We start from the raw sequence: 24,419 nt of genomic DNA on the forward strand, positions 1-24,419 counted from the left end.
GAGAACCCGCTCAGGCCGACGGCAGCTCGGCGGGCCACACACGGGCCAGCATCGTCCGGGTGTCCCCCAGCAACTGCGGGAGCACCTTCGTGTGTCCGACGACCGGCATGAAATTGGTGTCCCCGCCCCAGCGGGGCACCACGTGCTGGTGGAGGTGGGCCGCGATGCCGGCGCCCGCCTCCGCACCCTGGTTCATCCCGATGTTGAAGCCGTGCGCCCCTGAGGCGGCCCGCAGCGCGACCATGGCCCGCTTGGTGAAGTCGGCCAGCTCCGCGGTCTCCGGGCCGTCCAGCTCCGTGTAGTCGGCCACGTGCCGGTACGGCACCACCATCAGATGCCCGCCGTTGTACGGGTACAGGTTGAGCACGGCGTAGACCCGCTCGCCCCTGGCGACGATGAGCCCGTCCTCGTCCGACTTCGACGGAATCTCGCAGAACGGACAGCCGTCCCCGGCTCCCGGGCCGCTCGGCTTGCTCTCACCCTGGATGTAGGCCATCCGGTGGGGCGTCCACAGGCGCTGGAACGCGTCGGGCGTCCCCACTCCGATCTGCTGTTCCGGCTCACTCGTCATGCCCGTCAGCATATTGCGTCGCTCCCACCGCGCGTGTCGCCGGGGCGGACCCCGTCCGCGCACCGCGATGCTGGCGCCATGAACGACCGCCCCGCAGCCCCCGTCCCCGACCGGCTCAAGGAGTGGGAGCAGCGCACCGAGGTGCCGCTCTTCGCCGGGGCACTGGTCTTCCTCGCCGGCTACACGGTCCGCGTCCTCGCCCCCGTCGGCGCCCAGCCCTGGCGCGACATCGCCCTCGCGCTGGTCGCCGCGACCTGGCTGCTCTTCGCCGTGGACTACTGCGTGCGCCTGCGGCTCAGCGGCCTCGGGAGGCGCTTCGTCCACGTCCACTGGCTGGACACGGTCGTCCTCCTCCTGCCGCTGCTGCGCCCTCTGCGGATGGTGAAGGTCTACACGGCGGTGCAGAAGCGCACCGACAGGCCGCGGCTGACTCTGTACGCCCGGGTGATGGCGTACGCGGGCCTGACCGCCGGGCTGCTGGGCTTCTCCGCCGCGCTCGCGGTGTACTACCAGGAGCGGGGAGCCCCGGGCGCTTCGATCCGGACGTTCGGCGACGCGGTGTGGTGGGCGTGCGAGACGCTCACGACGGTGGGGTACGGCGACGCCGTGCCGGTGACGCCGGTGGGCCGGGTGATCGCGGCTTTCCTGATGGCCTGCGGGCTGGCGCTGCTGGGAGCGGTGACGGGTTCGTTCTCCTCGTGGCTGGTGCAGGTGTTCCAGCGGGAGGACGAGAAGAGGCCCCCGGGGAGCGCGTAGCTCTCCGGGGGCCTCCTTCCGTACGGATCAGACCTGTACGCGGCGCTCCACCACGTCGAGGAGCTTGGCGATGGCCTCGTCGCGCGGGATGCCGTTCTCCTGCGAACCGTCGCGGTGGCGGAAGGACACCGTGCCCGCGTTCATGTCGTCGTCACCGACGATGACCATGAAGGGCACCTTGGCCTTCTGGTGGTTCCTGATCTTCTTCTGCATCCGGTCGGAGGAGGCGTCCACCTCGACCCGCAGCCCCTTCTTGCGCGCCTCGGCGGCGAACTCCTGGAGGTACGGGATGTGGGTGTCGCCGATCGGGATGCCGACCGCCTGGACCGGGGCGAGCCAGACCGGGAACGCGCCCGCGTAGTGCTCCAGCAGCACGGCGAAGAAGCGCTCGATGGATCCGAACAGCGCGCGGTGGATCATGACCGGGCGCTGCTTGGTGCCGTCCGGGCCGGTGTACTCCAGGTCGAAGCGCTCCGGCAGGTTGAAGTCCAGCTGCACGGTCGACATCTGCCAGGTCCGGCCGATGGCGTCCTTGCACTGCACCGAGATCTTCGGGCCGTAGAAGGCGGCGCCGCCCGGGTCCGGGACCAGCGGGAGGCCCTGCTTCTCGGCGACCTGGCGCAGCGTCTCGGTGGCCTCTTCCCAGGTGTCGTCCGACCCGACGTACTTCTCCGGGTCCTTGGTGGAGAGCTCCAGGTAGAAGTCGGTCAGCCCGTAGTCGCGCAGGAGGTTCAGGACGAAGGTGAGCGTCCGGTCGAGCTCCTCCGCCATCTGCTCCTTGGTGCAGTAGATGTGCGCGTCGTCCTGGGTGAAGCCGCGCGAGCGGGTCAGCCCGTGGACGACCCCCGACTTCTCGTACCGGTAGACCGTGCCGAACTCGAAGAGCCGCAGCGGCAGTTCACGGTAGGAGCGGCCGCGCGCGTCGAAGATCAGGTTGTGCATCGGGCAGTTCATCGGCTTGAGGTAGTAGTCCACCCCGTCGTCGAGCTGCATGGGCGGGTACATGCCGTCGGCGTACCAGTCCAGGTGGCCGGACTTCTCGAAGAGCTTGCCCTTGGTGGCGTGCGGCGAGTAGACGAACTCGTAGCCCTCCTCCTCGTGGCGGCGGCGCGAGTAGTCCTCCATGGCCCGGCGGATGACGCCGCCCTTGGGGTGGAAGACCGCGAGGCCGGGGCCGATCTCGTCGGGGAAGGAGAACAGGTCCAGCTCGTTGCCGAGGCGGCGGTGGTCGCGCTTGGCGGCCTCCTCCAGGAACTCCAGGTGCGCCTTGAGCTCGTCCTTGGTGGGCCAGGCGGTGCCGTAGATGCGCTGGAGCATCGGGTTCTTCTCGCTGCCCCGCCAGTACGCCGCCGCGTTCCGCATCAGCTTGAACGCGGGGATGAACCGGGTGGTGGGCAGGTGCGGGCCCCGGCAGAGGTCCTTCCAGCACAGGTCGCCGGTCTTCGGGTCGAGGTTGTCGTAGATGGTCAGCTCGCCGCCGCCCACCTCGACGTCCGCCCCGTCGTCCGTGGAGGCGGAGCCCTTGATGCCGATGAGCTCCAGCTTGTACGGCTCGTCTGCGAGCTCTTCGCGGGCGGCCTCGTCGGTGACCACCCGGCGGGAGAACTTCTGGCCCCGCTTCTGGATCTCCTGCATCTTCTTCTCGATGGCCTTGAGGTCCTCGGGGGTGAACGGCTTCTCCACGTCGAAGTCGTAGTAGAAGCCGTCCTTGACCGGCGGGCCGATGCCCAGCTTGGCCTCGGGGTGGAGCTCCTGCACGGCCTGCGCCATGACGTGCGCGGTGGAGTGCCGCAGGATGTTCAGGCCGTCCTCGGAGGAGATCTCGACGGGCTCGACGACCTCGCCGTCCCTGAGCTCGTACGCGAGGTCCTTCAGCTCCCCGGCGACCCGCACGGCGACGACGGTGCGCTGCCCGGGGAAGAGCTCGGCGGCCGTCGTTCCCGTCGTCACCACGTGCTCTTCCCGCTCGGAATCGCGTTGGATGATCACACGGACGTCTGACACCGGTCTCTCCTGACTGAGGGGGTGCGTCGCTTTCCTCTCGCGCACGCAAGGGGAATCGTACCGAGCCGGGGGGCCTCGACGCGAAAGGGATACCGGGCCGCCTACTCCTCGTCCCCCGTGCACGCCTCCTCGAAGAAGTCGACGTTCTCGTGGAGCGACTTCATGAGCCTGTCCCGCTCCGCCTCGTCGACCTGGACGGGGGTGACCTGTGAGGCGCCCGTGAGCCTCCGGAAGCCGCCCCGGTTCTCCAGCCGGCCCTCCACGCGCAGCGGGAGCCCGACCAGGTGGGCGTGGCCGGCGATCCGGTAGGCCTCCTCGTCGAGCTCGATCCGTACGTGCGCGATCTCCGCCCCCGCCAGGACCCGCAGCCGTACGACGCCGTGGCCGCGGGGCCCCGAGCGGCGCAGCCGCACGACGGCCCCCGTGATCCGCACGGCGACGGCGGGTTCGTCCTGCAGGTAGCGCGCCCCGGCCAGACGGAGGGCGGGCAGGTCGCCGGGGGAGAATTCGACGGGCTCGGGGCCGGCCGGGCAGCCCGCGGGAGTGCCGGCGGCGGGAGCCCAGGCCAGCGTGATCCTGGTGCCCTCCGATCCCCGGACGAGGGCGACGACCGCCTCGGTCAGTTCCCGGCTGACGCCCGCGGCGACCGCGGCGTCGAACGCCTCCATCCCGCCGGTCGCGCGCTGGTAGTCGACGGCTTCGCGGGCCGCGTGGAGCGCCGCGTACAGCTGTACGACGACGCTCCGGCCCGAGGCGACGGGCACGAAGGCAGTGAGGGCCCGGCCGTCGGCCGCGGGGCCGACGAGGGTGCCGTCCAGGGCGCTCCGGGCCTTCCTGCGGTGGCGGGCGCCGTGGTAGCCGGCCCGTCCGCGTACGGCGAGGGCTCCGGCGAGCAGGATCTGGCGGGCGGCCGTGCGCAGCTGGTCCGTGTCCGTCCAGTCGGCGGCCCCCGCCGTCCCCGCGGCTCCCTCGGGCACGTCACGCCACCAGTGGATCTCGTCGCTGGGCACGGTGAGGGCGACGAGGACGTCGCGGGCGGAGGGGGCGGCGCTGCGGGTGAGCGCGGTCAGGGCTTCGGCGAGCAGGTCCTCGCTGTCCGGGAAGGCGGCGGTGTCGGGCACGAGCAGGCTGGTGCCCGACGTGGCGGGGCCGGGCGGGACCCAGCGGCCGTAGCGCCCCGGCGCGCCCCCGCGCCGGTGCCAGCCGTGCCGCCGGAGCAGGGCTCCGAGGACGGCGGGGTCGACGCGGGCGGGGTCCGGCGTCCGCCCGGGATCCGGGCCGTCGGTGTACGGGTGTGCGCGGCTGCCCGCCGGGACCGTTCCTCCGGTGGGCTCGTCCGTCGACCGGTGCATCAGGGTCTCCCTCCCGCCCCGACCCGGGCCATGATGTCGCAGAGTGCGCGGTCGTCGAAGATCCGCGAGGTCGGGATCCGTACGGTGGTCCGGTTCCGGCCCGTCACGGGGTGGCCGGCCAGGTTCGTCCAGTAGCAGCAGTGCCGCAGGTCCAGGCGGTCGTGTCCGGCCCGCAGCCAGTCGTCCTGGCTGCGGGGCACGAGCATCACGACCAGGATCTTGTGCACCGACACGGGGGTGCGCGCGAGCTTCACCAGATGGGCGTTGTCGAGGGTGAAGGAGAACGCGGCGCCGGGTGGGTGCGGGGGGATCTGGTAGGTGCACTTGAGCTGCACCTTGATGGTCACCTCGTCGTCGACGGTGTGGTCGGGGGCGCCGTGGCTGACGTGCCAGTCGATGCCGTTGTCGGGAAAGGGCTGCGAGAGCGAGCAGCCCGCCGCGGCCGCTACCGCGTGGAGGTAGCCCACCTGGAGTGTCTCCATGCAGGCGGTGGTGGCGAGTGTGCCGCGCAGCGGTGACGTGCTCCGCTGTTGCGGCGGCTTTCCCCCGTGGTCCTCGGTGCGGGCGGGACTCCCTGGGTTCGGCTGCGCGAGCGCCATGGCTCCGTGCCTTCCGGGCTGTGCCGACCGGTTGCCCGGTCTCCGCTGGCGGGCTGGTCAACTTCCGTGCCCGTCACTTCTGTTGTCACCGCAGGAGACGGGCCGTAAACGGCGTATCAGGCATAGGGCGCGGGTATCACCGAACCGGGCAGAGGAATCCCGCCATCTGCCGAGCAGGCGCGAGGAGTTCGGGGATGATGCATTGGTTCGAGGGGCCGCTGGCGGCTTTTGACACCGAGACGACAGGCGTGGACGTCGAGGAGGACCGGATCGTTTCGGCCGCCCTCGTCGTCCAGGACGCGGCGGGCGGACGGCTCCGCGTCACCCGCTGGCTGGTCAATCCGGGGATTCCGGTGCCGCCCGGCGCCACCGAGATCCACGGTCTGACCGACGACCATCTGCAGCGCAACGGCCGGTGGCCCGCACCGGTCATGGAGGAGATAGCCCGGGCGCTGGCGGAGCAGTGCGCGACGGGACGGCCGCTGGTCGTGATGAACGCACCGTTCGATCTGACCCTGCTGGACCGGGAGCTGAGGCGTCACCGGGCGTCGTCACTGGCCGGCTACCTGCGGAACAAGCCGCTCTGCGTGCTGGATCCGCGGGTACTGGACAAGCACCTGGACCGCTACCGCAAGGGCCGCCGCACGCTGACGGACCTGTGCGAGCTGTACGGCGTGACGCTGGACGGCGCGCACGACGCGGCGGCGGACGCGGCGGCGTCGCTCGAACTGGTGCGGGCGGTGGGCCGTCGCTTCTCCGCCCGGCTGGAGCGGCTGTCACCGGCGGAGGTGCATTCACTGCAGGCGGTGTGGCACGCGGCTCAGGCCCGCGGGCTGCAGGCGTGGTTCGAGAAGAACGGCGCCCCGGAGGCGGTCGATCCTGCGTGGCCCCTGCGTCCGGAGCTGCCCGCGGCGGCCTGATCCGCACCCGGGTACGCGAAAGCCGGTCCGTCGGTGATGCTGACGGACCGGCTCTTCCCGGGTGGGCGATACTGGGTTCGAACCAGTGACCTCTTCGGTGTGAACGAAGCGCTCTCCCACTGAGCTAATCGCCCGGGAACGGGTTGAACCATACAGGGCGCGGCGCCCAGGGTTCAAACTCCTACTCAGTGGCGGAACTGAGTATCCGAGCGCATGCCCGCGGGTGTGGCGCCCGCCACACTCCCGTACATGAGACATGTGCCGCCGCCCGCCGAGGAATTGGCTCTCCTCGATCATGAACTGGTCCGGTTGGACGCCCGCCGGGTTCAGCTGCTGAACCGTCGCGCGTGGCTGCTGAGCGTGCTGCGCGCGCCTGCCCCTCCCCGGTCGTTTCCGGCGCCCGCCGCTCCCCGGCCGTTTCCGGGGCCGGTCCCCCGGCCGTCCGCCCCGGCGGCGCCCGCGCACGGCACACAGAACGTGCTGCTGGTCCTGGGCGGTCTGCTGCTGACGGTCGCGGCGATCGCGTTCACCCTGTTCAGCTGGGGCGAGATGGGCATCGCCGGACGTTCGGCGGTGCTGGCGGCGGTGACGGCAGGCGCGCTGGTGGCGCCCGCACTGCTGCTGGGCCGCTCGCTGCCCTCGACGGCGGAGGCGGTGGCCGTCCTGGCCCTGGTGCTCACGGTGCTGGACGCGGTCGCGCTGCACGCGGTGGCGGCGCCGCGGACGGACGGGATCGCGTTCTCCGCGGTCGCGTCGGCGGTGCTGGTCGCGGTGTGGGCCCTGTACGGGCTGCTGCTCGGCCGGCTGCGTACGCCGTTGCCCGCGGCGGTGGTGGCGGGACAGCTCCCGCTGGTGTTCACCGCCTGGGCGGCGGGGGCTTCCGCGACCGGCTTCGGCTGGGCTCTCCTGGTGACGGCTGCCGCGGATGTGGCGGTGGCCCGGTGGGGGCGGGGGCCCGGGGTGCGGGTCACGGCCTGCGCCGGGGCGCTGCTGACGTTGCTGGTCTCGCTGGCGCTGGCGCTGGGGATGTCCGTGTCGGCCGACGGCGCGTTCGAAGCCGTGGGTCCGGGGGCGTTGCTGCTGGCCGGAGCGGTGGTCGCGGTGTCCGGGGCGTGGCGCGCGCCGAAGGAGCTCGCGGTGCTCGGGGGCGTCGTGACGGGTCTCGCGGCGGTCGCGGCAGTGGGTGGTGTGCCGGGTGCCGCGCTGCCCTGGCACTGGGCGGTCGTCGTGTACCTGCTGTGCGGTGCGGCCCTGTCGGTGGTGCTGCGCCTGCGGGTCCCCCGGCCGGTCACGGGGGGTGTCCTCGCGGCGTCGGCGTCGGTGGTGGCGGCCGCCGTGCTGTGGGCCGTGCCCGTCGTCGCCGTGGTGCTGCTGGGGCCGGTCACGATGACGGCGCAGGTGTGGTCCGGGGCGCCGGACGGCTTCCGCGCCGCACTGGGCCACTCGGTTCCGTGGCCGGAGTCGGTCTCCTCCCCGGTGGTGCTCCTGATGGCGGCGGTCATGTCGGCCGCGCTGCACCGCAGGTGGCCGCAGTTCCTTCCGGAGCGGGGGTGGCGCGTCGCTGCGGCGGCCGGCGGGGCCGTACTGGGCTGGGGCGCCGTCCCGGCGCTGCTCGCGGTGGCCGACGCGCCGTACGCGGTGGCGGTGGGCGTGGAACTGCTGCTGGCCGGGGTGGTGCTGGGAGTCGCGGTTCGCCGGCCGCCCGGCGCGCTCGCGGTCACCTGCCTGGTCTGCGCGCTGGTGGGGGCGGTGAGCGTGGCTCTGCTGGGGCTGGCCGCGGAGCCCGCGACGTACGCGGTGCTCGGGGCGCTGCTGGTGCTGTTCGCCGGCTCGGCGGCCGGCTCCGGGGTTGCGGCGGTGCGGTCGGTGCTCGCCTGCGCCGCGGTGCTCTGCGCGCTCGGCCTCGCCGGTGCCGCGGGGGCGTCGCTGGGGTGGAGCGCTCCGCACACGGCCCCACTGGTGCTGGTGGTGACAGCGGTGACGGTGCTGCTCGGGGCTCGCCTGCGGACGCCCGCGGTGGCGGTCCCGGTGGAACTCGCGGGGGCGTTCGCCGCGGTGGTCGCCGTCTGCCTCGCGGTGACGGATCCGGCGTTCCTTGCGCTGGTGCTCGGGCTGTGCGGGGTGCTGGCCGCAGCGACGGCGCTGCGGCCGGAGCGCCGGCGGGCGGCCGGGTATCTGGCGGCGGGGCTGTTCGTGGCGGCGGCGTGGGTGCGGCTTGCGGCCTCGGGGGTGACGGACCCCGAGGCGTACACGCTGCCCGTGTCCCTGGCCGCGTTCGTGGTGGGGTACCTGCGTCGCCGCAGGGATCCGGCCGCCTCCTCGTGGGTGGCCTACGGTCCCGCCCTGTCGATGACGATGGTGCCGAGCCTCGTGGTGGCGTGGGGCGATCCGCACTGGCTCCGCCCCCTGCTGCTGGGTGGCGCGGCGCTGCTGGTCACGCTGGCCGGTGCGCGCCTCCGGCTGCGGGCGCCCCTGGTGCTGGGCGGTTCGGTCCTGGCCCTGGACGGGCTGCACGAGCTCGCCCCGCACGTGGTCCAGGTCTTCGACGCGCTTCCCCGCTGGGCGCCCCCGGCGCTCGCCGGGCTGCTGCTGCTCGCGGTCGGTGCGACCTACGAGCAGCGGCTGCGCGACGCGCGCCGGGTGCGGGAGAGCTTCGGCCGGATGCGGTGACGGCCGCGGGGCCGGCGTCGAGGGCCGGGTGTCAGGCCGGCATCCGGTCACCGACGAGCGCGAGGTTCTCGATGGCGGCGAGGCCGTAGAGGGCGGTGTCGTTGGTGTAGACCCAGTTCGCCTCGGTGCCGGGGACGGTGGTGACGGGGCCGGTCACCTTCTCGGTCTTCCACGGGGCGGACTCCCTGTACCCGTCGCTGTCGTAGAACTTCTCCCAGGCGCGGGCGGCGAGCTTCTCGTCGCCCGTCCGGACGGCGGCGTAGGCGTCGAGCCGTGAGTGGCCCTGGAAGAGGATGAGGCTGCCGAAGTCGGAGCCGTAGCGCTCCGCCTGCTCGGCCTTGGTCGCGTTGAAGTACCGGCAGTAGTCGAGGTAGGCCCCCTCGAACTCGGGCACGTCGGCGCCCACGAGGTCGATGAGTTCGGCGCACAGCTCGTTGAGGCCGAAGACCGCCGAGAGGTGCGAGACGCTGACGACGGGTTCGCCGGCGACGGCGAACTTGCCGGTGTCCAGGTCGTACAGGCCGCTGCCCTGGACGAAGCCGTTGGGCTGGGCGGCGATCGTCTCCATCGTGCCGAGGACGCGCGCCTTGGCCTTCGCGGCCTGCGGCCCGCCGCGCTCCCATTCGGTGAGCCAGGCGGAGACCAGCCCGCTCCAGTCGGTGCCGAAGCCGACGGAGAGCGCGTGCCGGTCGGGGGTGTAGGGGTCGGTGCGTATCTTGCGGAGCGGGTCGAGGGCGAGGAAGGTCTCGTCCGAGTCGACGTTGGCCCGCATCAGGTCGCCGACGCGTTCGTCGGCGGTGAGGAAGTAGTAGAAGCGCCGGTAGGTGGTGTTGGCGATGCGCTGCTGCTTCGCGCTGTCGGCGTAGTGCTGGATGCCGTGGCGGGTGCCGAGTCCGGCCCACTCGCCGAGGTGGTAGACGTCGACCTCACCGGTGTGGCGGGTCATGGCCTCGGCGAAGCGGAAGATGTCGGCACGGCCGGACCGCAGGTAGGCGTACCAGAGCCAGAGGTCGGGCGAGAGCTCCGAGTTGTCCCAGGCGTAGCCGCCGACGTCGTAGCGCCACTGGTGGCGGGCGGGGTCGTAGGAGTGCATGACGTCGCCGTAGTCCCAGAAGCCGTACCAGCGCCTCATGTCGACCTGGTCCTTGTAGTACGTGAAGAGGAAGTCGAGGTGGTCCTCGATGCTCGTCTTCGCCGGGGTCGAGCGGTCGACCGGGGAGAACAGTCCGCCGAAGACCTTCGCGGCCATCAGCTGGGACGGCGGCGCGACCAGTTGCGGGAGGGTGCGGACGGCGTCGGCCTGCTGAGCCAGCGCGGTGGCGCCCGGGGTGGAGTCATGGGCCCAGAAGACGAGTTCGCTCGTACGGGCGATGCCGTAGGGGGTGCCGAAGCCGGGCTCGTAGTCCTCGTAGGTGATGTTGAGGCCTTCGAGCTGTTCCGCGTACGTGTCCTGGCCGAGGCCGTCGTGGTAGAAGCGCAGGTCCATCGGCTCGGCCTCGGGCGACCAGAGCCAGACGGTGACCTCCGCGGCGTCGGTGTGGGCGTCGCGGATGTCGAGCTGGGCGGGGAACTTCTCCCAGAAGTCGCGCAGCCCGAAGGAGAGTCCGCCGCTCGCCCCGCCGACGTAGCCGAACCCCGAGGCGCGCCGTCCACCGCCGGCGGCGATCCACCCGTGGCCCTTCCTGGTGCGCTTGCGCAGGGAGAAGCCGTCGGCGGAGAGCTGGCTGAGGGTGTAGTCGCCCCAGGTGGGGATGAGGTGGAGACGGCTGGTGACTCGCTGGTCCCAGGTGGAGGGGTCCGGGAGCTTCGTGCCCTCGAACTGGGCCGCCTGGACGGCGGCCCCGGGGTCGCGGCGCAGTCCGGTGATGCCCTTGACGGCCTCGCGGAGCATGCCGGTGCCCTCGCCGCCGATGCGGATGTGCCGGTCGTACGCCTCGTCCCGCATGGGGACGGTGAAGCGGACCCCGAGGCCGCGGATGAAGTCACCGCTCGCCTTTCCGGGTTCCTGGGTGCCGTCGAAGGTGATGGTGTGCACCATGCGGAACGACTCCGCGCCCGCGTAGAAGTAGAGCCGGACGGAGAAGGGCAGCCAGGAGCGCTTCCCGCGGCGGTGCTTGCCCTCGATGCGGACGACGGCGCGGACCGGTCCGCTCTGTTCCACCTCGGCGGAGGTGACGGCGCTCTCGAACCGTTCGTACGTCTCGCGTCCCTGGTCGCCGTCCTCGATCTCCCCCTGGCGGATCAGGACGAGCCTGCCGTCCCTGGCGATCTCGGTGGAACCGCGGGTGAGGGAGGTGATGAGCGAGGAGCCGGTCTTCCCGATCATCGCCGTGACGACACCGGTGGAGACGCTGATGGTTCCACCGGTGTTCCTGACGGTGACCTTGTGGGCGGGCGCGGCGGGGGCGCCCGGGGCGAGGACGAACGTCCCCGCACCCGCGGCTTCCGGGCCGACGGCGTGCGCGGTCCACTTGGCGGAGCCGTCCGGCCAGGTGGCGGTGGTCCACGACTGCACGGGGACGTCCCTCCCGTCCTCCGTGGACAGCGCGAACGTCTGGTCCTTCGCGTACTGCCCCTTCGGCCAGGGCACACCCACGGTGGAACCGGGGGCCGCGCCGAGGCCGCCCGCCTCGAGCCAGGTCAGGGAGACCGGCTCGGCGGTGCGCTCCGCGCTCGGGGCGGCCGACGCGGGCGTGGCGCCGAGGGACCAGCTGAACTGTGCGGCCGCGCCGGCCGCTGCCGCGGCCTTCAGGAGCGTTCTGCGGGGCATCCTGGACATGGGTGTGCCTCTCTCCGTGCGGATGATCGGAACAGGGGACGAGACGGACAGGGACGGTTCAGCGCGAGAGTTCGCGCTGCCGCACCGCGGTGGCCGCGGCGGCGACGGCCCCGAGGACGGGGACGGCCAGCGGCAGCACCAGGGCGCCGGACAGGACGACGACGGCCATCCCGCAGACGAGGAGCAGCGATCCGGCGGGGTCGGTGACCGTGTTCCGGCCGGACCTGGCCAGCAGGGCGGGCCAGTGTGCGCCGGGCTCCCAGCAGGAGGCGGCACGCATGACGGCGACCAGGAAGCCGATCATGGCGATGATGCCGACGGCTCCCACGAGCGGGCCACCGGGCAGCCCCGCCCGGACGGCCGCCAGGTCGAGCAGGAGCAGGGCGGCGGCGGCCCACACGGCCGCGCCGACGATCCATCCGCCGCGCGCGGCCGTCCGGGCGTCGGCCACGAACTCGCGCAGGCCGCCGTGCTCACCGGCGAGGTAGCGGCGCAGGTGCCGGCTCCCCGCCGCGAAGGCCGCGGGGAACGTGAACAGCGGCAGGGCGGCCACGGTGATCCACACTCCGACGAGCAGGCATTCGGAGAACAGAGCGAAGCGGTCCATGGCGCGCGAACGTCCGGCCGGGGTGCGGGTCCTGGTCGCCACGGCGCCTCAGCCCTTCAGACCGGAGGTGGCCATGCCGTCGATCAGATAGCGCTGGAAGGCCACGAAGAAGGCCAGCACCGGGAGGAGGGCCACGAGGGACATGGCGATCATGCCGCCGTAGTCGGCCACCGCGTCCTGGTCGATGAACATCTTCAGCCCCATGGACACGGTGTACTTGTCCGGCTCGTTGAGGTAGAGCAACGGGCCCATGAAGTCGTTCCAGGCGTTGATGAAGGTGAAGATCGCGCTGGTGACGAGCGCCGGCCGGCAGAGGGGCATGACGATGGACCAGTAGGTCCTCAGGTGCCCGCAGCCGTCCAGCTTGGCCGCCTCGTCGAGCTCCTTGGGCAGGCCGCGCATGAACTGCACCATGAGGAAGACGAAGAAGGCGTCCGTGGCCAGGTACTTGCCGATCAGCAGCGGAGTGAAGGTGTTGATCAGCTCCAGCTTCTGGAACAGCACGTACTGCGGAATGATCAGTACGTGGTAGGGCAGCAGCAGGGTGCCGATCATGATGGCGAACATGGCGTTGCGGCCGGCGAACCGCACCTTCGCGAAGGCGTAGGCGGTCAGCGAGCACGACAGCACCACGCCGATCACCGAACCGACCGCTATGTACGTCGAGTTCAGGAAGAACGTCGAGATGGGGATGTCCGCGATGCCCTCGGTGAGCCGCGTGTAGTTGTCACCGATGGGGTCGGCCGGGAACAGGTCCAGGGCTCCGATGATCTCGGAGCTGGGCTTGAACGAGGCCCCGATCGTCCACACCACCGGATACAGGACCACGGCGAGGATGACGATCGCGCCGAGATGCCAGGCGAGCGCGCCGGGTCCCCGACGGCGTAGGGCTGCTGACAGGAGACTCATCGGCCGCCCTCCTCGTAGTGCACCCAGCGTTTCTGGGACCAGAACAGCACGGCGGTGACCAGGCCGACCGCGAGCAGCAGCAGCCATCCCATGGCGGAGGCGAAGCCCATGCGGCTGTTCACGAAGCCTTGTTCGTACAGGTAACAGGTGTAGACGAGCGTCGCGTCGGCCGGTCCGCAGCTGCCGTTGCTGACGATGTAGGCCGAGCCGAAGATCTGGAAGGAGTGGATGGTCTCCAGCAGGACGTTGAAGAACAGCACCGGCGAGATCATCGGCAGGGTGATGTGGAAGAACCTGCGCCAGGGTCCCGCCCCGTCGACCTCGGCCGCCTCGTACAGCTCACGCGGGACCTGCTTGAGGCCGGCCAGGAAGATGACCATCGGCGCGCCGAACTGCCAGACGGTGAGGGCGATCAGCGCGTAGATGATCATGCCGGGGTCGCCGATCCAGCCGCCGGCCTCGACGCCGAACACCTTCTGCGTGCGGTCCACGATCGCGTCGTCCGAGAACAGCGCGCGCCAGACGATGGCCGCCGAGACGCTCGCGCCGATCAGGGACGGGGCGTAGAAGGCCGCCCGGTAGAAGGACTGCCCCCACCGCTTCTGGGCGAGCAGCATGGCGACGGCGAGTGCCGCGGCGAGCTTGACCGGGGTACCGATCAGCACGTACCAGGAGGTGACCTCGACGGACTGGCGCCAGCGGGGGTCCGCGAACATGTCGGTGAAGTTCTGCAGGCCGATCCAGCGGGGCGCCTCGAACAGGTTGTACTCGGTGAACGAGAGGTACAGCGAGAAGACCATGGGCCCGGCGATCAGGAACAGGAAGCCCGCGATCCAGGGCGACATGAACAGATAACCGGCCAGGTTCTCCCGCCGGCCCCGCCGCTTCCCCGCGACGGGCGGCGCGCTTCCTCCGGAACCGTTCCGCTCGGCGGCGGAGCGGTCGTCCCCGGCGGTGCGTACGCCCGGCGAGGTGTGGATGTGAGTCACCACGGTCCTCTCAGTTCGAGGCGAGGGCGGTCTTCGCCTCGGAGAAGAACTGCTTCACGGAGTCCTCGGGCGAGCTCTTGCCCAGCGAGAGGTCGGCGCTGATGCGCAGGAAGGCCGCCTCGATGACGTCCGCGCCGGCCGGGTGCGGGGTGATGGGCTCCAGGACACCCGCGTCGGCGATCGCGGTCTCGTAGGCGCCGATCGCCTTGCTGGGGGCGTCGGCGGGTTCGAACGCCTCGAACTGCGCGGTGGTGGCCGGCACTCCGCGGTCGTAGCCCATGATCCTGGCCACCTCGGGGTCATGCGTCATGAAGCTGATGAAGGTCGCCACCTCCGCCGGGTGCTTGGTGCGGGCCGTGCCGCTCAGCATCAGCGAGCCGAGGTACTGGCCGGTCTTCCTGCCGTCGGTGCTGGGGATGGGAGCGAGGCCGTAACTGCTCCTGCCCTCGGCGCTGTAGCGGACCGAGAAGTTGTCCCAGGTGAACTCTCCGGCGGACAGACCCTTGGCGGTGGCCGAGGCGGGCTTGATCTGCTCGACCTTGCCGGCGTCGGCGTAGATCCCGGACCTGACCCGCTCCAGGGCCTCGGTCCAGTACGGCAGCAGCTCGGCCTCACCGAAGCCCATGCCGTCCTCGGTGAAGAAGGCCTTGCCGTTCTGGCGGAGTATCAGGTCGTAGAGGTACATCACGCCGTGCGGTCCGGCGTCACCGGCGATCTTCTGGCCGTCCTTGATCTTCTTCAGGCCTGCGTACCAGTCGTCCCAGGTCCAGCCGATCTCGGGCGTGACGCCCGCCTTCTCGTACACCTTCTCGTCGATGACCAGGGCCATCGAGTTGCTGCCGACCGGCACGCCGAGCAGCTTGCCGTCGATCTCCGCGAACTTCTCCAGCCCGGAGCGGAAGCCGCCGAGGTCCAGATTGCCCTTCTCGGCCTGCGGGGCGAGGTCGAGGAGGACGTTCTTCGCCTCGTACTTCCGCAGGAAGGTCACGGCGTTCTGGATGACGTCCGGGGGGTTGCCTCCGGCCGCCTGGGTGTTGAACTTCTTCCAGAAGTCCGGGTACTGCTGGAAGTCCGTCTTCACCTTGATCTTCGGGTGCTTCTTCTCGAAGAGGGCGACGCAGCTCTGGACCTTCTTGGCCCGGTCGTCCGCACCCCACCACGAGTGACGGATGGTGACAGGGCCGCCGGAACCGCTGCCACCCGAGCCGCAGCCGGCCGCGGTCAGCCCGAGACCGGCCGCCGAGAGGCCTGCCAGCTTCAGCAGCTGCCGCCTGTCCATGCCGTTGTTCCGAGACATAGCTCGCCCCCACCGTTCGCATTGAATCGTTTTAGAAAGCGCTTGCTGGGCAAAAGTAAGGAGCAGCACCGAGGACGTCAACGGTTAGGGCGAAATTTCGGCGGCGTGACGACGGGCCGAACGCGCGGCGGCGCCGAAGGCGACAAGCACACGCGGATACGCCGATGGCCCGGAAGCTTCTCAGAAGCTTCCGGGCCATCGATCCGGGGTGGGCGATACTGGGTTCGAACCAGTGACCCCTTCGGTGTGAACGAAGTGCTCTCCCACTGAGCTAATCGCCCCGGCGCACCGCAAACATTACCCCATGTCAGCGGTGCCTCCGGACCATCACCGGGTCACTGATCGATCTTCCACGGCATCACCACGCCGAACTGCCAGACGTAGATCCCGACCAGCGCGGCGATGATCACGAGCCCCACCGCGGTGAGGATGATGTTGCGCCGCCGGACCTTGGGGTCGAGGGCACGCTGGGCGGCCTCCGTGACCTTGCGCCGCGTCCAGCGCAGGACGAGCTGGGCCCAGACGAACTCGGTCGCCCAGATCGCCATGCCTCCGAAGATCACCAGCCATCCCGGCCCGGGCAGCGGCAGCATCACGATGCCGGCCCCGACCACGGCGAGACCGACGAGGAAGATCCCCACCTGCCAGCTCAGATGAAGCACCCGCGACCCCCGGATGAATCCGGGTGCGCGTGAGCCCAGCTCCCGCTCCGTCCTGGCCCCGTCCCCCGCAGCGGACTCAGCGGTCACCGTCGCCGCGACCTCTTTCCGCTCGTCACTCTCCGCGTTCATGAAGCCCAACCTACCGGAATGGCGATCGTCACCGGAATGGACGCATGACCCAAAGTTACACACCGCTGTACGAGCGACCTGAAGCATCACAAATAGGTCAGAGGGGTTTACAACGCCACCGTAGGTGGCATGTCGATTTCGCCGACGTGCGAATCCCCGAGCGCACACTGAGCGAAAGGCCCTGGCGCTTATGAACACCACGGTCAGCTGCGAGCTGCACCTGCGCCTCGTTGTGTCGAGCGAGTCCTCACTGCCTGTACCCGCGGGCCTGCGGTATGACACGGCCGATCCCTATGCCGTGCACGCCACCTTCCACACCGGAGCGGAGGAGACGGTCGAATGGGTTTTCGCCCGTGACCTCCTTGCCGAGGGGCTGCACCGGCCCACCGGCACCGGAGACGTCCGCGTCTGGCCATCTCGAAGTCACGGCCAAGGCGTCGTCTGCATCGCACTGAGCTCCCCGGAGGGCGAAGCCCTGCTGGAAGCCCCGGCAAGGGCCCTGGAGTCGTTCCTGAAGAGGACCGACGCCGCGGTCCCGCCCGGCACCGAGCATCGTCACTTCGACCTCGATACGGAGCTCTCACACATCCTGGCCGAGAGCTGAGCCAGGCCGAGAGCTGCGGGACGCCGTCCGACTCGGGGAGACGGCGTCGCGCGGACAACCTCATAGGGCAGACACCGGCGCCGTCGCCGCGGAACCCACCGCGGCGGCGGCGCCGGGGCGCGCGGCGGGCTCCGGGGCGTCGGGACGGGGCTCTCGCGGGGCTGCGGGAAGACGGGTCCCGAGGTCCGGGCGGCCGTGTCGGCGGCCAGGGCACACGACTGCCCGACAGGCTCACCCGCACCATGCGCCTCGCCCGCCACTCCGGACCGCCTCCAGGGACGCCAGGGGGCGCCACAGGCCCCTCCGGTGCGCTCGGCCGGGAAAGGTGCAGGTCCGCCCCCGTGAGCCCGCACCGGGCCGTGAGCGGCTTCCCCGAGCCAGTAGAGTCAGCCGGCATCGGCGGACGCCCGTCCGCCGGAGGCCAGGGAGCGAAGCGTGCTGATCCCACACGACACCCGGATCGCCCTCGACACGGTGGTCGATCTGGTGAACACCGCACCGGAGGAGGACGCGGGCGACGGACTCGCGGATCTCACCGCGCTCTACGCCTTCGCGGAGCGCCACCTCATCAGCGGCGTCGGAACCCTCGGCGACAAGGACCTGCGCGCCGTGACGGACGTCAGGAGCAGGTTCGCCGAGATATTCGCGGCGCCGGACGCCCGTACGGCCGCGGACCTGGTCAACAGCCTGGTGGCCGCCGCCGGCACCACCCCGCAGCTCACCGACCACGACGGTTACGACTGGCACGTCCACTACTTCGCGCCGGACGCCTCGATCGCGGACCACCTCGCCGCCGACTGCGGCATGGCCCTGGCCTTCATCGTGGTGGCGGGCGAGCAGGAACGGCTGCGGCGCTGCGAGGCACCGGACTGCCGGGACGCCTTCGTCGACCTGTCCCGCAACCGCTCCCGCCGCTACTGCTCGAGCCGCACCTGCGGCAACCGGCTCCATGTCGCCGCGTACCGGGCCCGGCGCCGGGAAGCGGCAGGCTGACCACCCGCTTCCGGGCACCGGGAAGCAGCACGCCGACGACCCGCCGCCCTGCACCGGGGAGTGGCCGACCGGCCGCCCCGCAGGCGCGCCGGGGCGGCCGCCCCGGGCGGAAGACCGCCCCGCGGGGCAGTGGGCATCGGGTCGGGCAGCCGCTCGCAGAAGGCTCACAGGCCGCTCACAGGAATAAGAGATCGTGCAGCGCGGCCATCAGCAGCAGGCCGCCGACCACCGTCAGGAAGATCATCAGCGGCGGCTGGGAGAGCGCGAAGAGGCAGCCACGCGGCTCTTCGGCAGGGGATGCGGGGGCCTCGCCCCGGGATGTGTCCACCATCTCGTAGCGATCATGACGCAGAGCGGACCCCGCCGGCGATCAACAGACCCTTTTCCAGGGCTGGTTCACTCGCATCGGGAGGGACGGATTCGCTCCCCCGTCCGAACGCCCCGCACACGTTCGCCCCAGGCGGCTCCCAGCGGCCGGTCCGCACCGCGCGGACGTTCCGCAGGTACGCACGCCCCGCTTCCGGGAGCCTTGCCCGGCCGACCGGCCCACGGGTGCGGTCGGCCCACCCGGGCGGTCGGCGGTCCCGCCGGTGCGGTCGACGGTCCTCCGGGTCAGCGCGGGGCGGCGCTGGAGGCCCGTACGACGAGCTCGGGCTGGAGGACGACGCTCCGGTGCCGGTGGCTGCCGTCGCCGTCGTCGGCCTCCTCCAGGAGGAGCTCCGCCGCCATCCTGCCCATCACCACGGCGGGCTGCCGGACCGAGGTGAGGGGGACCGCGGCGGCCGCGGCGAATTCGATGTCGTCGTAACCGACGATGGCGACGTCCTGCGGCACCCGCACACCGGCGGCGTACAGCGACTGCAGGACGCCGAGGGCCAGCAGGTCGTTGGCGCAGAACACGGCGGTCGGCCTGGGCACGAGGCCGAGCAGCCGGGCCCCGGCGTCGCGGCCCGCCGCCACGTCCAGGCGGTCGGAGGGGATCTCGACGAGAGCCCCGGGGCCGAGCCCGGCCTCGGCGAGCGCCGCGAGGGCGCCCTCGCGGCGGTCCCTGATCTGGTGGAGATCGCCGGGGCCGCTCACGTAGGCGACGGAGCGGTGGCCCGCGGAGACGAGATGCCCGACGGCCAGCATGCCGCCGCGCACGTCGTCCACGGAGACGGCGCAGGCCTCGGTGGACGCCGCCACCCGGTCGACCAGCACGTAGGGGATCCGGTGGCGGGCGAAGGCCTCGAGGTTGCCGCCGGTGGCGTCCGCCGGGGTGACCAGCACCCCGCAGACCCGCTGCTCGGCGAAGAGCCCGAGGTACTCGGCCTCCTCCTCCTGACTCTGACCGCTGTTGCACACCATCACGCCGAGTCCGGCCTCGCGGGCGGCGCGCTCGGCGCCCCGGGCGATGTCGACGAAGAACGGGTTGCCCATGTCCAGCACCAGCAGGGCCATGATGCGGCTGCGGCCCGCCCTGAGCTGCCTGGCGGACTCGCTGCGCACGTATCCGAGTTCCTCGATCGCCGCCAGCACACGGGCCCGGGTGTCGGGGAGCACCGCCTCGGGGCGGTTGATCACATTGGAGACCGTGCCCACCGAGACTCCGGCCTGCCGGGCCACGTCCTTGATCCCTGCCACACGCCCCACTTGCCCTGCCCCACTGATGCGTTCGGCCCGCCGCCCGCCGGCGCCGGGTCACTGGTCCCTGGACGGACGGCGTGGTCCGTCGCGTCGCCGCCCGGCCCGCGACCTTGGATTGAATTGTTTCAATCCGTCCGGGACGCTAACCGTATCCACGGGACACCGTCAAGATCGGAGCGACGACAACCGAATATACCGAGGTGCGGGCCGAGCGCCGGCTTTTCCTGTCCCGGACTCGACATGAATCGATTCACACCCGATTTCCGCCCGCGCTCCGCCCCATCCCGAGAAGAGGTGCGAGCGCTCCGTCAGATCCCGTGCTTCTTCAGGATGGCCTCGATGTCGCTGAAGTCGTCACCGGGGGCGGCCGCCTGCCGGGGCTTCCTCCCCGGCTCACCCTTCGCCCGAGGCGCCGTGGACCCGGCCCCGGGACCGGAGGTGAGCGAGGGCGACGAGGCAGCCGGCGCCACGGCGGCGTCCCGCTCCGCGGCCCGCGCGGCCCTGCGCTCCTTGCGGGTCGAGCCGCTGCGGCGCTCCACGGCGCGCGTGGTCATGAAGAGCAGCCAGGCCACGGCCAGCAGGCCGAAGCCGAGCCAGACGCTCGGCTTGAAGGCGATGTCCGACACCCACTCGACGACACCGGTCATCACCAGCCCGACGGGCACCAGCGAGTAGGCGGCGATCCGGGTCGCCGCGAGGAACCGCTTCCGGTAGGCGGTGATCGCGGCGATGCCCAAACCGGCCGCCGACACCGCGGAACAGATGGTCTCGGCAAGCATCGGGGCCTCCAGCAATCGGGATACGTCCCTTCCATCCTGCACCGGCCGCCCCCGGAGGGGCCACGGTGCGGGCCCACATCAGGGACATTTCAGGGCTGCCGTCCTCCCCAGGTCCCGATTGGGACGCGCCGGTCCGGCCTGGAAGACTGACCGCATGAGCGATTCCCCCTCCGCGGCGCCGGTCGTCCTCGACCTCTGGTGCGAGCTCGAGTGCCCCGACTGCCACCAGGCCCTGTCCGACGTCCACGCCCTGCGCGCCCGCTACGGCGACCGGCTGGAGGTGCGGCTGCGCCACTTCCCGCTCGAGAAGCACAAGCACGCGTACGCCGCGGCACAGGCCGCAGAGGAGGCCCTCGTCCAGGGCAAGGGCTGGCCGTACATCGAGGCCGTGCTGGCCCGCACCGCCGACCTCGCCCGTGCGGGCGAGCCGCTGCTTCTCGAAGTGGCGGGCGAACTCGGTCTGGACGCCGAGGAGTTCGACACGGCTCTGATCGACGGCCGGCACCTGCTCATCGTGGACGCGGACCAGGCCGAGGGCAAGGCGATCGGCGTCACCGGGACTCCGACCTATGTGATCGGTGACGAGCGGCTGGACGGCGGGAAGAGCCAGGAGGGTCTGCGCGCGCGGATCGAGGAGATCGCCGACCGCCTGCTCGCGGACCAGGGCTGACCGCGGGCGTTCCGGGCGGCTACAGCGCCTTGGCCAGGTTGTGCTGCGTGACCTCGTAACCGAGCGACTCGTACAGCCGCAGCGCGGGCGTGTTGGTGCTGAAGACGTGGAGGCCGAGCAGACCCAGGCCGGCGTCGAGCGTGATGTCCTCCGCGTGGTGCATCAGCGCGCGGCCGTAGCCGTGGCCCCGGTGCTCCTCGCGGACCTCGACGTCGAACACGTGGCCGAGATCGTCGCCGCCGGGTGTCTCACGCCGCGCCACCCAGACGTGGCCGACGACGGCTCCGTCGTGGACCAGGACGTGGAAGTGCATGCCGGGGGTGGCCAAGCCGTCCGCGAGGTTCGTCGCGTGGTCGGTCTCGGACTTGCGCCGGGCCTGCTCCGCGGGAACGCCCCGCTCGACCCAGCTCTGCGCGTACGTCCCGACGCTGGTGGCCGCCCACGCGGCGAACTCCTCCTCCGTCATACCCCGCCCGGTGACGCCGGCCGGCAGCGCGGGGGCGGTCCTCCGGAGGGTCTTCAGCATGTTCCGGCTGCGCTCGGTGTAGCCGAGCACGGTCGCCAGGGACCGCGCGGCGTCGTTGTCCGCGGGGGCCACCAGGCGGACCTGGGTGCAGCCCCAGCCGCGCAGCACCTCCTCCGCGGCCAGCGCGGCGATGGTCCCGCGGCCCCGCCTGCGGTGGGCCTCCTCGATGCCGAGCGAGTGGAGTATGCCCGCCGAGGTACCGAACGCCGGGTCGGTGGAGATGCTGACGGCGCCCACGGGCCGTCCGTTGTCGCACACGTCGTACGTGCGTGCCCGTGCGCCGTCGGCGCCCTGCTGGACCGGCCCGGCCGGCCGGATGGTCGTGGTCATCAGGGATTTCTATCCGCTGGACGGCGGGCCGTCACCCCTTTTACGGATTCCGGCTCCCCGGCCCCCTCACGGATCGAGGTCCTCCGCCGCGCGCTCGTCGAAGACCCGCATGGCCTTCGCCGTCACGGGTCCGGGGACGCTCACCGGCTCGCGCCCGTCGACCCGGTGGACGGCCTGGATGTCGCGGAGCGTGGACGTCAGGAAGATCTCGTCGGCCCGCTCGAGCACATCCAGCGGGAGGTCCGTCTCCTGCGCACCCGTCCACTCGACGGCCAGGGCGCGGGTGATCCCCGCGAGGCAACCCGAGGTGAGGGGAGGCGTGTGGATCCGGCCGTCGAGGACGACGAAGACGTTGGAGCCGGTGCCCTCGCAGAGCTGTCCGGCCGTGTTGGGGAAGAGCGCCTCGGAGGCGCCCTGCTCGTGGGCGCGCGCGAGAGCGATGACGTTCTCGGCGTACGAGGTGGTCTTGAGCCCTGCCACCGCGCTGCGCTCGTTGCGCGTCCAGGGGACGGTGACCACGGCCGTGCTGTCGGGGCGGCGCGAGGCCTCCGACATCGCGACGACCAGGGTCGGGCCCGCGTCGCCGCGGTCGGAGCCGAGCGGCGAGAGGCCTCCGGTGTACGTGATCCGCAGCCGGCCCAGCTCCATGGGGTTGCCTTCGATCACGGCCGCGACCGCACGGCGGACCTCGTCGTGATCGGGGTCCGCCAGGCCCAGCCCCCCGGCCGAGCGCGTCAGCCGGCCGAGGTGCCGGGTGAGCGCGAAGGCGCGGCCCCCGGCGACCCGGACCGTCTCGAAGATGCCGTCCCCCACGGTCAGCCCGTGATCGAGAACGGACAGCCGGGCGTCATCGGCGTGCAGTGCGCCGTTGACCCAAATCCTCATGACACTGGCCTTCCTGTCTCCTCGTAGGCGCCCGACGCCACGGCGAGCAGCCGGGACGCCTTGAGCTCGGTCTCCGCCCATTCGCGTGCCGGGTCCGATCCCCAGGTGATCCCGGCCCCCGTACCGAAGCGGAGGAGGGGCGCGGGGCCGGTCCGGTCGATCCAGAAGGTCCGTATTCCGACGGCCAGCTCGGCGGTGCCCCTGTCCGCGTCCACCCAGCCGACCGCGCCGCAGTACGGCCCTCGGGGAGCCGTCTCCAGGGCTTCGATGATCCGCAGCGCGCTCGACTTGGGCGCGCCGGTGACGGAGCCGGGCGGGAACGCGGCGGTGAACAGCTCCGGCCACCCCGCGTCGTCGGCGAGCCGTCCGCGCACGGCGGAGACGAGGTGGACCAGCCCCGGGTGCTTCTCCACGGCGCAGAGGTCGGGGACGCTCACGCTGCCGGGCACGCTGACACGGCCCAGGTCGTTGCGGACGAGATCAACGATCATCACGTTCTCGGCGTAGTCCTTCTCCAGCAGGTCGTCCTCGGTGCGCCCGGTGCCCTTGATCGGACCGGATTCGACGGTCCGGCCGTCGCGTGCGAGGAAGAGCTCGGGGGAGGCGGTGGCGATCTCCACGCCGTGTGCCGGGAGCCGGAGCGTTCCCGCGTACGGGGCGGGGTTGCCCCGGGCGAGCAGGGCGGTGAGGGCGTCCACGTCCGCCTGTGGGTCCGGCAGCGGCGCGGACAGGACCCGGCAGAGGTTGGCCTGGTAGACCTCACCCGCCGCGATGTGTTCACGGATCCGCCGCACACCGGCCGTGTAGGCGCCCTCGTCGAGTGACGACGTCCACTCCTCCGGGGCCGGCCCCCGCCAGGCCCCGGGCACGGGGAGGGGGACCTCCTCGCGTCGGACGGAGTCGAAGCGGGCGCAGACCAGCGCACCCTCGAAGTCGGCAGATACCGCCCAGAAACCGGATGACTCCAGAGCCGCCGGGTCGCTGGTGACGTCCCGCAGACCGGAGGCGACGAGGCCGCCGAAGCGGGCGAGGGGGGTGAGGTCGGGCACGTGACCGAGTCTAGGACGGTACGCGGTGACCTGCGGCGGGCGGTGGTGCCGCAGCACGCTGCGCAAACGCGTTTTTGTGCTGGCCCGGGAATCCGCTAGAGTTCAACACGTCGCCGGGACGCGCAAGCGGACCGGGAAAGACAAGCGGACGTAGCTCAGTTGGTAGAGCGCAACCTTGCCAAGGTTGAGGTCGCCAGTTCGAACCTGGTCGTCCGCTCGCAGAAGGTGGGGGATCTTCCCGAACCCCCGCCCCTGGTGGAGTGGCCGAGAGGCGAGGCAACGGCCTGCAAAGCCGTCTACACGGGTTCAAATCCCGTCTCCACCTCCAAGGACGATTAGCTCAGCGGGAGAGCACTTCCCTGACACGGAAGGGGTCACTGGTTCAATCCCAGTATCGTCCACCGATCCGCAAGGATCCCCGCGCGATTAGCTCAGCGGGAGAGCGCTTCCCTGACACGGAAGAGGTCACTGGTTCAATCCCAGTATCGCGCACGCAGTACACGCAGGGTCACCCTGCGCGATTAGCTCAGCGGGAGAGCGCTTCCCTGACACGGAAGAGGTCACTGGTTCAATCCCAGTATCGCGCACCGTCCGAAGCCCCCGGTCGTCTCGACGACCGGGGGCTTCGTCGTGGGCGGGGTCAGCCGGTGAAGAGCTGAGTGGCCTTCCGGGCGAGCTCGTACAGCCCGTAGCCGAACGGTACGGCGACCCAG

At 71.4% G+C, this 24,419-nt stretch carries 22 protein-coding genes and 7 tRNA genes; 11 read left to right on the forward strand and 18 right to left on the reverse strand.

What is annotated here, in order from left to right; translation table 11 throughout:
* Positions 1–10: 10 nt before the first annotated feature.
* Entirely contained in the window at positions 11–583 is a 573-nt protein-coding gene (locus ACFUNE_RS19490; protein ID WP_383569102.1) for an HIT family protein, read from the reverse strand.
* 66 nt (positions 584–649) lie between these two features.
* Here ACFUNE_RS19490 and ACFUNE_RS19495 point away from each other — a divergent pair, with 66 nt between their 5' ends.
* The gene (locus ACFUNE_RS19495; protein ID WP_383569104.1) at positions 650–1,327 is read left to right on the forward strand and encodes a potassium channel family protein; all 678 of its coding nucleotides are present in this window, start codon (positions 650–652) and stop codon (positions 1,325–1,327) included.
* 27 nt (positions 1,328–1,354) lie between these two features.
* Here ACFUNE_RS19495 and thrS read toward each other — a convergent pair whose 3' ends face one another.
* The 3 genes from thrS to ACFUNE_RS19510 form a co-directional block, all read right to left on the reverse strand.
* Positions 1,355–3,331, reverse strand: coding sequence for a threonine--tRNA ligase (gene thrS / locus ACFUNE_RS19500; RefSeq protein WP_383569107.1), 1,977 nt, complete (start codon positions 3,329–3,331; stop codon positions 1,355–1,357).
* A 101-nt stretch (positions 3,332–3,432) separates the two neighbouring features.
* Positions 3,433–4,683 (reverse strand): hypothetical protein, encoded by a 1,251-nt coding sequence (locus ACFUNE_RS19505; RefSeq protein WP_383569110.1) that lies wholly within the window; start codon positions 4,681–4,683, stop codon positions 3,433–3,435.
* A complete protein-coding gene (locus tag ACFUNE_RS19510; RefSeq protein WP_383569113.1) occupies positions 4,683–5,282 on the reverse strand; it encodes a DUF4365 domain-containing protein in 600 nt (199 codons plus the stop codon). Before ACFUNE_RS19510 ends, ACFUNE_RS19505 begins: the two co-directional genes overlap by 1 nt.
* Positions 5,283–5,476: 194 nt before the next feature.
* Between ACFUNE_RS19510 and ACFUNE_RS19515 the strand changes: the two genes are divergently transcribed.
* Positions 5,477–6,202: a 3'-5' exonuclease gene (locus tag ACFUNE_RS19515; protein WP_383569116.1), complete on the forward strand. Its 726-nt coding sequence runs from the start codon at positions 5,477–5,479 to the stop codon at positions 6,200–6,202.
* Between the two features lie 62 nt (positions 6,203–6,264).
* On the opposite strand, the gene ACFUNE_RS19520 is transcribed toward ACFUNE_RS19515, so the two are convergent.
* Positions 6,265–6,336: transfer RNA gene (locus ACFUNE_RS19520), tRNA-Val, on the reverse strand.
* A gap of 115 nt (positions 6,337–6,451) precedes the next feature.
* Here ACFUNE_RS19520 and ACFUNE_RS19525 point away from each other — a divergent pair.
* Positions 6,452–8,872 (forward strand): SCO7613 C-terminal domain-containing membrane protein, encoded by a 2,421-nt coding sequence (locus tag ACFUNE_RS19525; RefSeq protein ID WP_383569119.1) that lies wholly within the window; start codon positions 6,452–6,454, stop codon positions 8,870–8,872.
* 31 nt (positions 8,873–8,903) lie between these two features.
* On the opposite strand, the gene ACFUNE_RS19530 is transcribed toward ACFUNE_RS19525, so the two are convergent.
* The 7 genes from ACFUNE_RS19530 to ACFUNE_RS19560 form a co-directional block, all read right to left on the reverse strand.
* Positions 8,904–11,651 (reverse strand): Tat pathway signal sequence domain protein, encoded by a 2,748-nt coding sequence (locus tag ACFUNE_RS19530; protein WP_383569122.1) that lies wholly within the window; start codon positions 11,649–11,651, stop codon positions 8,904–8,906.
* Positions 11,652–11,709: 58 nt separating this feature from the next.
* Positions 11,710–12,258 (reverse strand): hypothetical protein, encoded by a 549-nt coding sequence (locus ACFUNE_RS19535; RefSeq protein WP_383569492.1) that lies wholly within the window; start codon positions 12,256–12,258, stop codon positions 11,710–11,712.
* A 48-nt stretch (positions 12,259–12,306) separates the two neighbouring features.
* Positions 12,307–13,167, reverse strand: a complete 861-nt coding sequence (locus ACFUNE_RS19540; protein WP_383569125.1) for a carbohydrate ABC transporter permease — start codon at positions 13,165–13,167, stop codon at positions 12,307–12,309.
* Positions 13,164–14,156, reverse strand: a complete 993-nt coding sequence (locus ACFUNE_RS19545) for a carbohydrate ABC transporter permease (protein ID WP_383569495.1) — start codon at positions 14,154–14,156, stop codon at positions 13,164–13,166. The genes ACFUNE_RS19540 and ACFUNE_RS19545 overlap by 4 nt, the downstream gene beginning before the upstream one ends.
* A gap of 10 nt (positions 14,157–14,166) precedes the next feature.
* On the reverse strand, positions 14,167–15,453 hold the full coding sequence (locus tag ACFUNE_RS19550; protein WP_383569128.1) for an ABC transporter substrate-binding protein: 1,287 nt from the start codon (positions 15,451–15,453) through the stop codon (positions 14,167–14,169).
* Positions 15,454–15,662: 209 nt separating this feature from the next.
* Positions 15,663–15,734 (reverse strand) — tRNA-Val (locus ACFUNE_RS19555).
* 54 nt (positions 15,735–15,788) lie between these two features.
* Positions 15,789–16,244 carry a TIGR02611 family protein gene (locus tag ACFUNE_RS19560; RefSeq protein WP_383569131.1) on the reverse strand — a complete coding sequence of 152 codons (456 nt, stop codon included), beginning with the start codon at positions 16,242–16,244 and terminating at the stop codon, positions 15,789–15,791.
* A 190-nt stretch (positions 16,245–16,434) separates the two neighbouring features.
* Between ACFUNE_RS19560 and ACFUNE_RS19565 the strand changes: the two genes are divergently transcribed.
* Entirely contained in the window at positions 16,435–16,848 is a 414-nt protein-coding gene (locus ACFUNE_RS19565) for an SsgA family sporulation/cell division regulator (RefSeq protein WP_003959770.1), read from the forward strand.
* Between the two features lie 435 nt (positions 16,849–17,283).
* Positions 17,284–17,841 carry a CGNR zinc finger domain-containing protein gene (locus tag ACFUNE_RS19570; protein ID WP_383569134.1) on the forward strand — a complete coding sequence of 186 codons (558 nt, stop codon included), beginning with the start codon at positions 17,284–17,286 and terminating at the stop codon, positions 17,839–17,841.
* Positions 17,842–18,016: 175 nt separating this feature from the next.
* Here the strand turns inward: ACFUNE_RS19570 and ACFUNE_RS19575 are convergent, their stop codons facing one another.
* From ACFUNE_RS19575 to ACFUNE_RS19585, 3 genes are all read right to left on the reverse strand, one after another.
* A complete protein-coding gene (locus ACFUNE_RS19575) occupies positions 18,017–18,172 on the reverse strand; it encodes a hypothetical protein (RefSeq protein WP_383569137.1) in 156 nt (51 codons plus the stop codon).
* Between the two features lie 281 nt (positions 18,173–18,453).
* Positions 18,454–19,473: a LacI family DNA-binding transcriptional regulator gene (locus tag ACFUNE_RS19580; RefSeq protein ID WP_383569140.1), complete on the reverse strand. Its 1,020-nt coding sequence runs from the start codon at positions 19,471–19,473 to the stop codon at positions 18,454–18,456.
* Between the two features lie 302 nt (positions 19,474–19,775).
* Positions 19,776–20,246 (reverse strand): hypothetical protein, encoded by a 471-nt coding sequence (locus tag ACFUNE_RS19585; protein ID WP_383569143.1) that lies wholly within the window; start codon positions 20,244–20,246, stop codon positions 19,776–19,778.
* Between the two features lie 154 nt (positions 20,247–20,400).
* On the opposite strand from ACFUNE_RS19585, the gene ACFUNE_RS19590 reads away from it, so the two are divergent.
* Positions 20,401–20,916, forward strand: a complete 516-nt coding sequence (locus ACFUNE_RS19590) for a DsbA family protein (protein WP_383569146.1) — start codon at positions 20,401–20,403, stop codon at positions 20,914–20,916.
* A gap of 19 nt (positions 20,917–20,935) precedes the next feature.
* Here ACFUNE_RS19590 and ACFUNE_RS19595 read toward each other — a convergent pair whose 3' ends face one another.
* The 3 genes from ACFUNE_RS19595 to ACFUNE_RS19605 form a co-directional block, all read right to left on the reverse strand.
* A complete protein-coding gene (locus ACFUNE_RS19595; protein ID WP_383569149.1) occupies positions 20,936–21,772 on the reverse strand; it encodes a GNAT family N-acetyltransferase in 837 nt (278 codons plus the stop codon).
* Between the two features lie 66 nt (positions 21,773–21,838).
* Positions 21,839–22,657, reverse strand: a complete 819-nt coding sequence (locus ACFUNE_RS19600) for an aminotransferase class IV (protein WP_383569152.1) — start codon at positions 22,655–22,657, stop codon at positions 21,839–21,841.
* Complete coding sequence (locus ACFUNE_RS19605) at positions 22,654–23,706, reverse strand: chorismate-binding protein (protein ID WP_383569155.1); 1,053 nt, start codon at positions 23,704–23,706, stop codon at positions 22,654–22,656. The genes ACFUNE_RS19600 and ACFUNE_RS19605 overlap by 4 nt, the downstream gene beginning before the upstream one ends.
* A 144-nt stretch (positions 23,707–23,850) precedes the next feature.
* Between ACFUNE_RS19605 and ACFUNE_RS19610 the strand changes: the two genes are divergently transcribed.
* The 5 genes from ACFUNE_RS19610 to ACFUNE_RS19630 all read left to right on the forward strand — a co-directional run bounded on the left by ACFUNE_RS19610 (position 23,851) and on the right by ACFUNE_RS19630 (position 24,293).
* Positions 23,851–23,923, forward strand: a tRNA-Gly gene (locus ACFUNE_RS19610).
* A 37-nt stretch (positions 23,924–23,960) separates the two neighbouring features.
* Positions 23,961–24,034 (forward strand) — tRNA-Cys (locus ACFUNE_RS19615).
* A gap of 1 nt (position 24,035) precedes the next feature.
* A tRNA-Val gene (locus ACFUNE_RS19620) sits at positions 24,036–24,107 on the forward strand.
* Positions 24,108–24,126: 19 nt separating this feature from the next.
* Positions 24,127–24,198 (forward strand) — tRNA-Val (locus ACFUNE_RS19625).
* Positions 24,199–24,221: 23 nt separating this feature from the next.
* Positions 24,222–24,293: transfer RNA gene (locus ACFUNE_RS19630), tRNA-Val, on the forward strand.
* Positions 24,294–24,419: the final 126 nt, after the last annotated feature.

The organism is Streptomyces sp. NPDC057287 (assembly GCF_042667905.1).
GTDB lineage: Bacteria > Actinomycetota > Actinomycetes > Streptomycetales > Streptomycetaceae > Streptomyces.

Coding starts and splice junctions, on each gene's coding strand:
- ACFUNE_RS19490 (WP_383569102.1), bottom strand. CDS start 583: ATGCTGACGGGCATGACGAGTGAGCCGGAACAGCAGATCGGAGTGGGG.
- ACFUNE_RS19495 (WP_383569104.1), top strand. CDS start 650: ATGAACGACCGCCCCGCAGCCCCCGTCCCCGACCGGCTCAAGGAGTGG.
- ACFUNE_RS19505 (WP_383569110.1), bottom strand. CDS start 4,683: ATGCACCGGTCGACGGACGAGCCCACCGGAGGAACGGTCCCGGCGGGC.
- ACFUNE_RS19510 (WP_383569113.1), bottom strand. CDS start 5,282: ATGGCGCTCGCGCAGCCGAACCCAGGGAGTCCCGCCCGCACCGAGGAC.
- ACFUNE_RS19515 (WP_383569116.1), top strand. CDS start 5,477: ATGATGCATTGGTTCGAGGGGCCGCTGGCGGCTTTTGACACCGAGACG.
- ACFUNE_RS19525 (WP_383569119.1), top strand. CDS start 6,452: ATGAGACATGTGCCGCCGCCCGCCGAGGAATTGGCTCTCCTCGATCAT.
- ACFUNE_RS19530 (WP_383569122.1), bottom strand. CDS start 11,651: ATGTCCAGGATGCCCCGCAGAACGCTCCTGAAGGCCGCGGCAGCGGCC.
- ACFUNE_RS19535 (WP_383569492.1), bottom strand. CDS start 12,258: ATGGACCGCTTCGCTCTGTTCTCCGAATGCCTGCTCGTCGGAGTGTGG.
- ACFUNE_RS19540 (WP_383569125.1), bottom strand. CDS start 13,167: ATGAGTCTCCTGTCAGCAGCCCTACGCCGTCGGGGACCCGGCGCGCTC.
- ACFUNE_RS19550 (WP_383569128.1), bottom strand. CDS start 15,453: ATGTCTCGGAACAACGGCATGGACAGGCGGCAGCTGCTGAAGCTGGCA.
- ACFUNE_RS19560 (WP_383569131.1), bottom strand. CDS start 16,244: ATGAACGCGGAGAGTGACGAGCGGAAAGAGGTCGCGGCGACGGTGACC.
- ACFUNE_RS19565 (WP_003959770.1), top strand. CDS start 16,435: ATGAACACCACGGTCAGCTGCGAGCTGCACCTGCGCCTCGTTGTGTCG.
- ACFUNE_RS19575 (WP_383569137.1), bottom strand. CDS start 18,172: ATGGTGGACACATCCCGGGGCGAGGCCCCCGCATCCCCTGCCGAAGAG.
- ACFUNE_RS19585 (WP_383569143.1), bottom strand. CDS start 20,246: ATGCTTGCCGAGACCATCTGTTCCGCGGTGTCGGCGGCCGGTTTGGGC.
- ACFUNE_RS19590 (WP_383569146.1), top strand. CDS start 20,401: ATGAGCGATTCCCCCTCCGCGGCGCCGGTCGTCCTCGACCTCTGGTGC.
- ACFUNE_RS19595 (WP_383569149.1), bottom strand. CDS start 21,772: ATGACCACGACCATCCGGCCGGCCGGGCCGGTCCAGCAGGGCGCCGAC.
- ACFUNE_RS19600 (WP_383569152.1), bottom strand. CDS start 22,657: ATGAGGATTTGGGTCAACGGCGCACTGCACGCCGATGACGCCCGGCTG.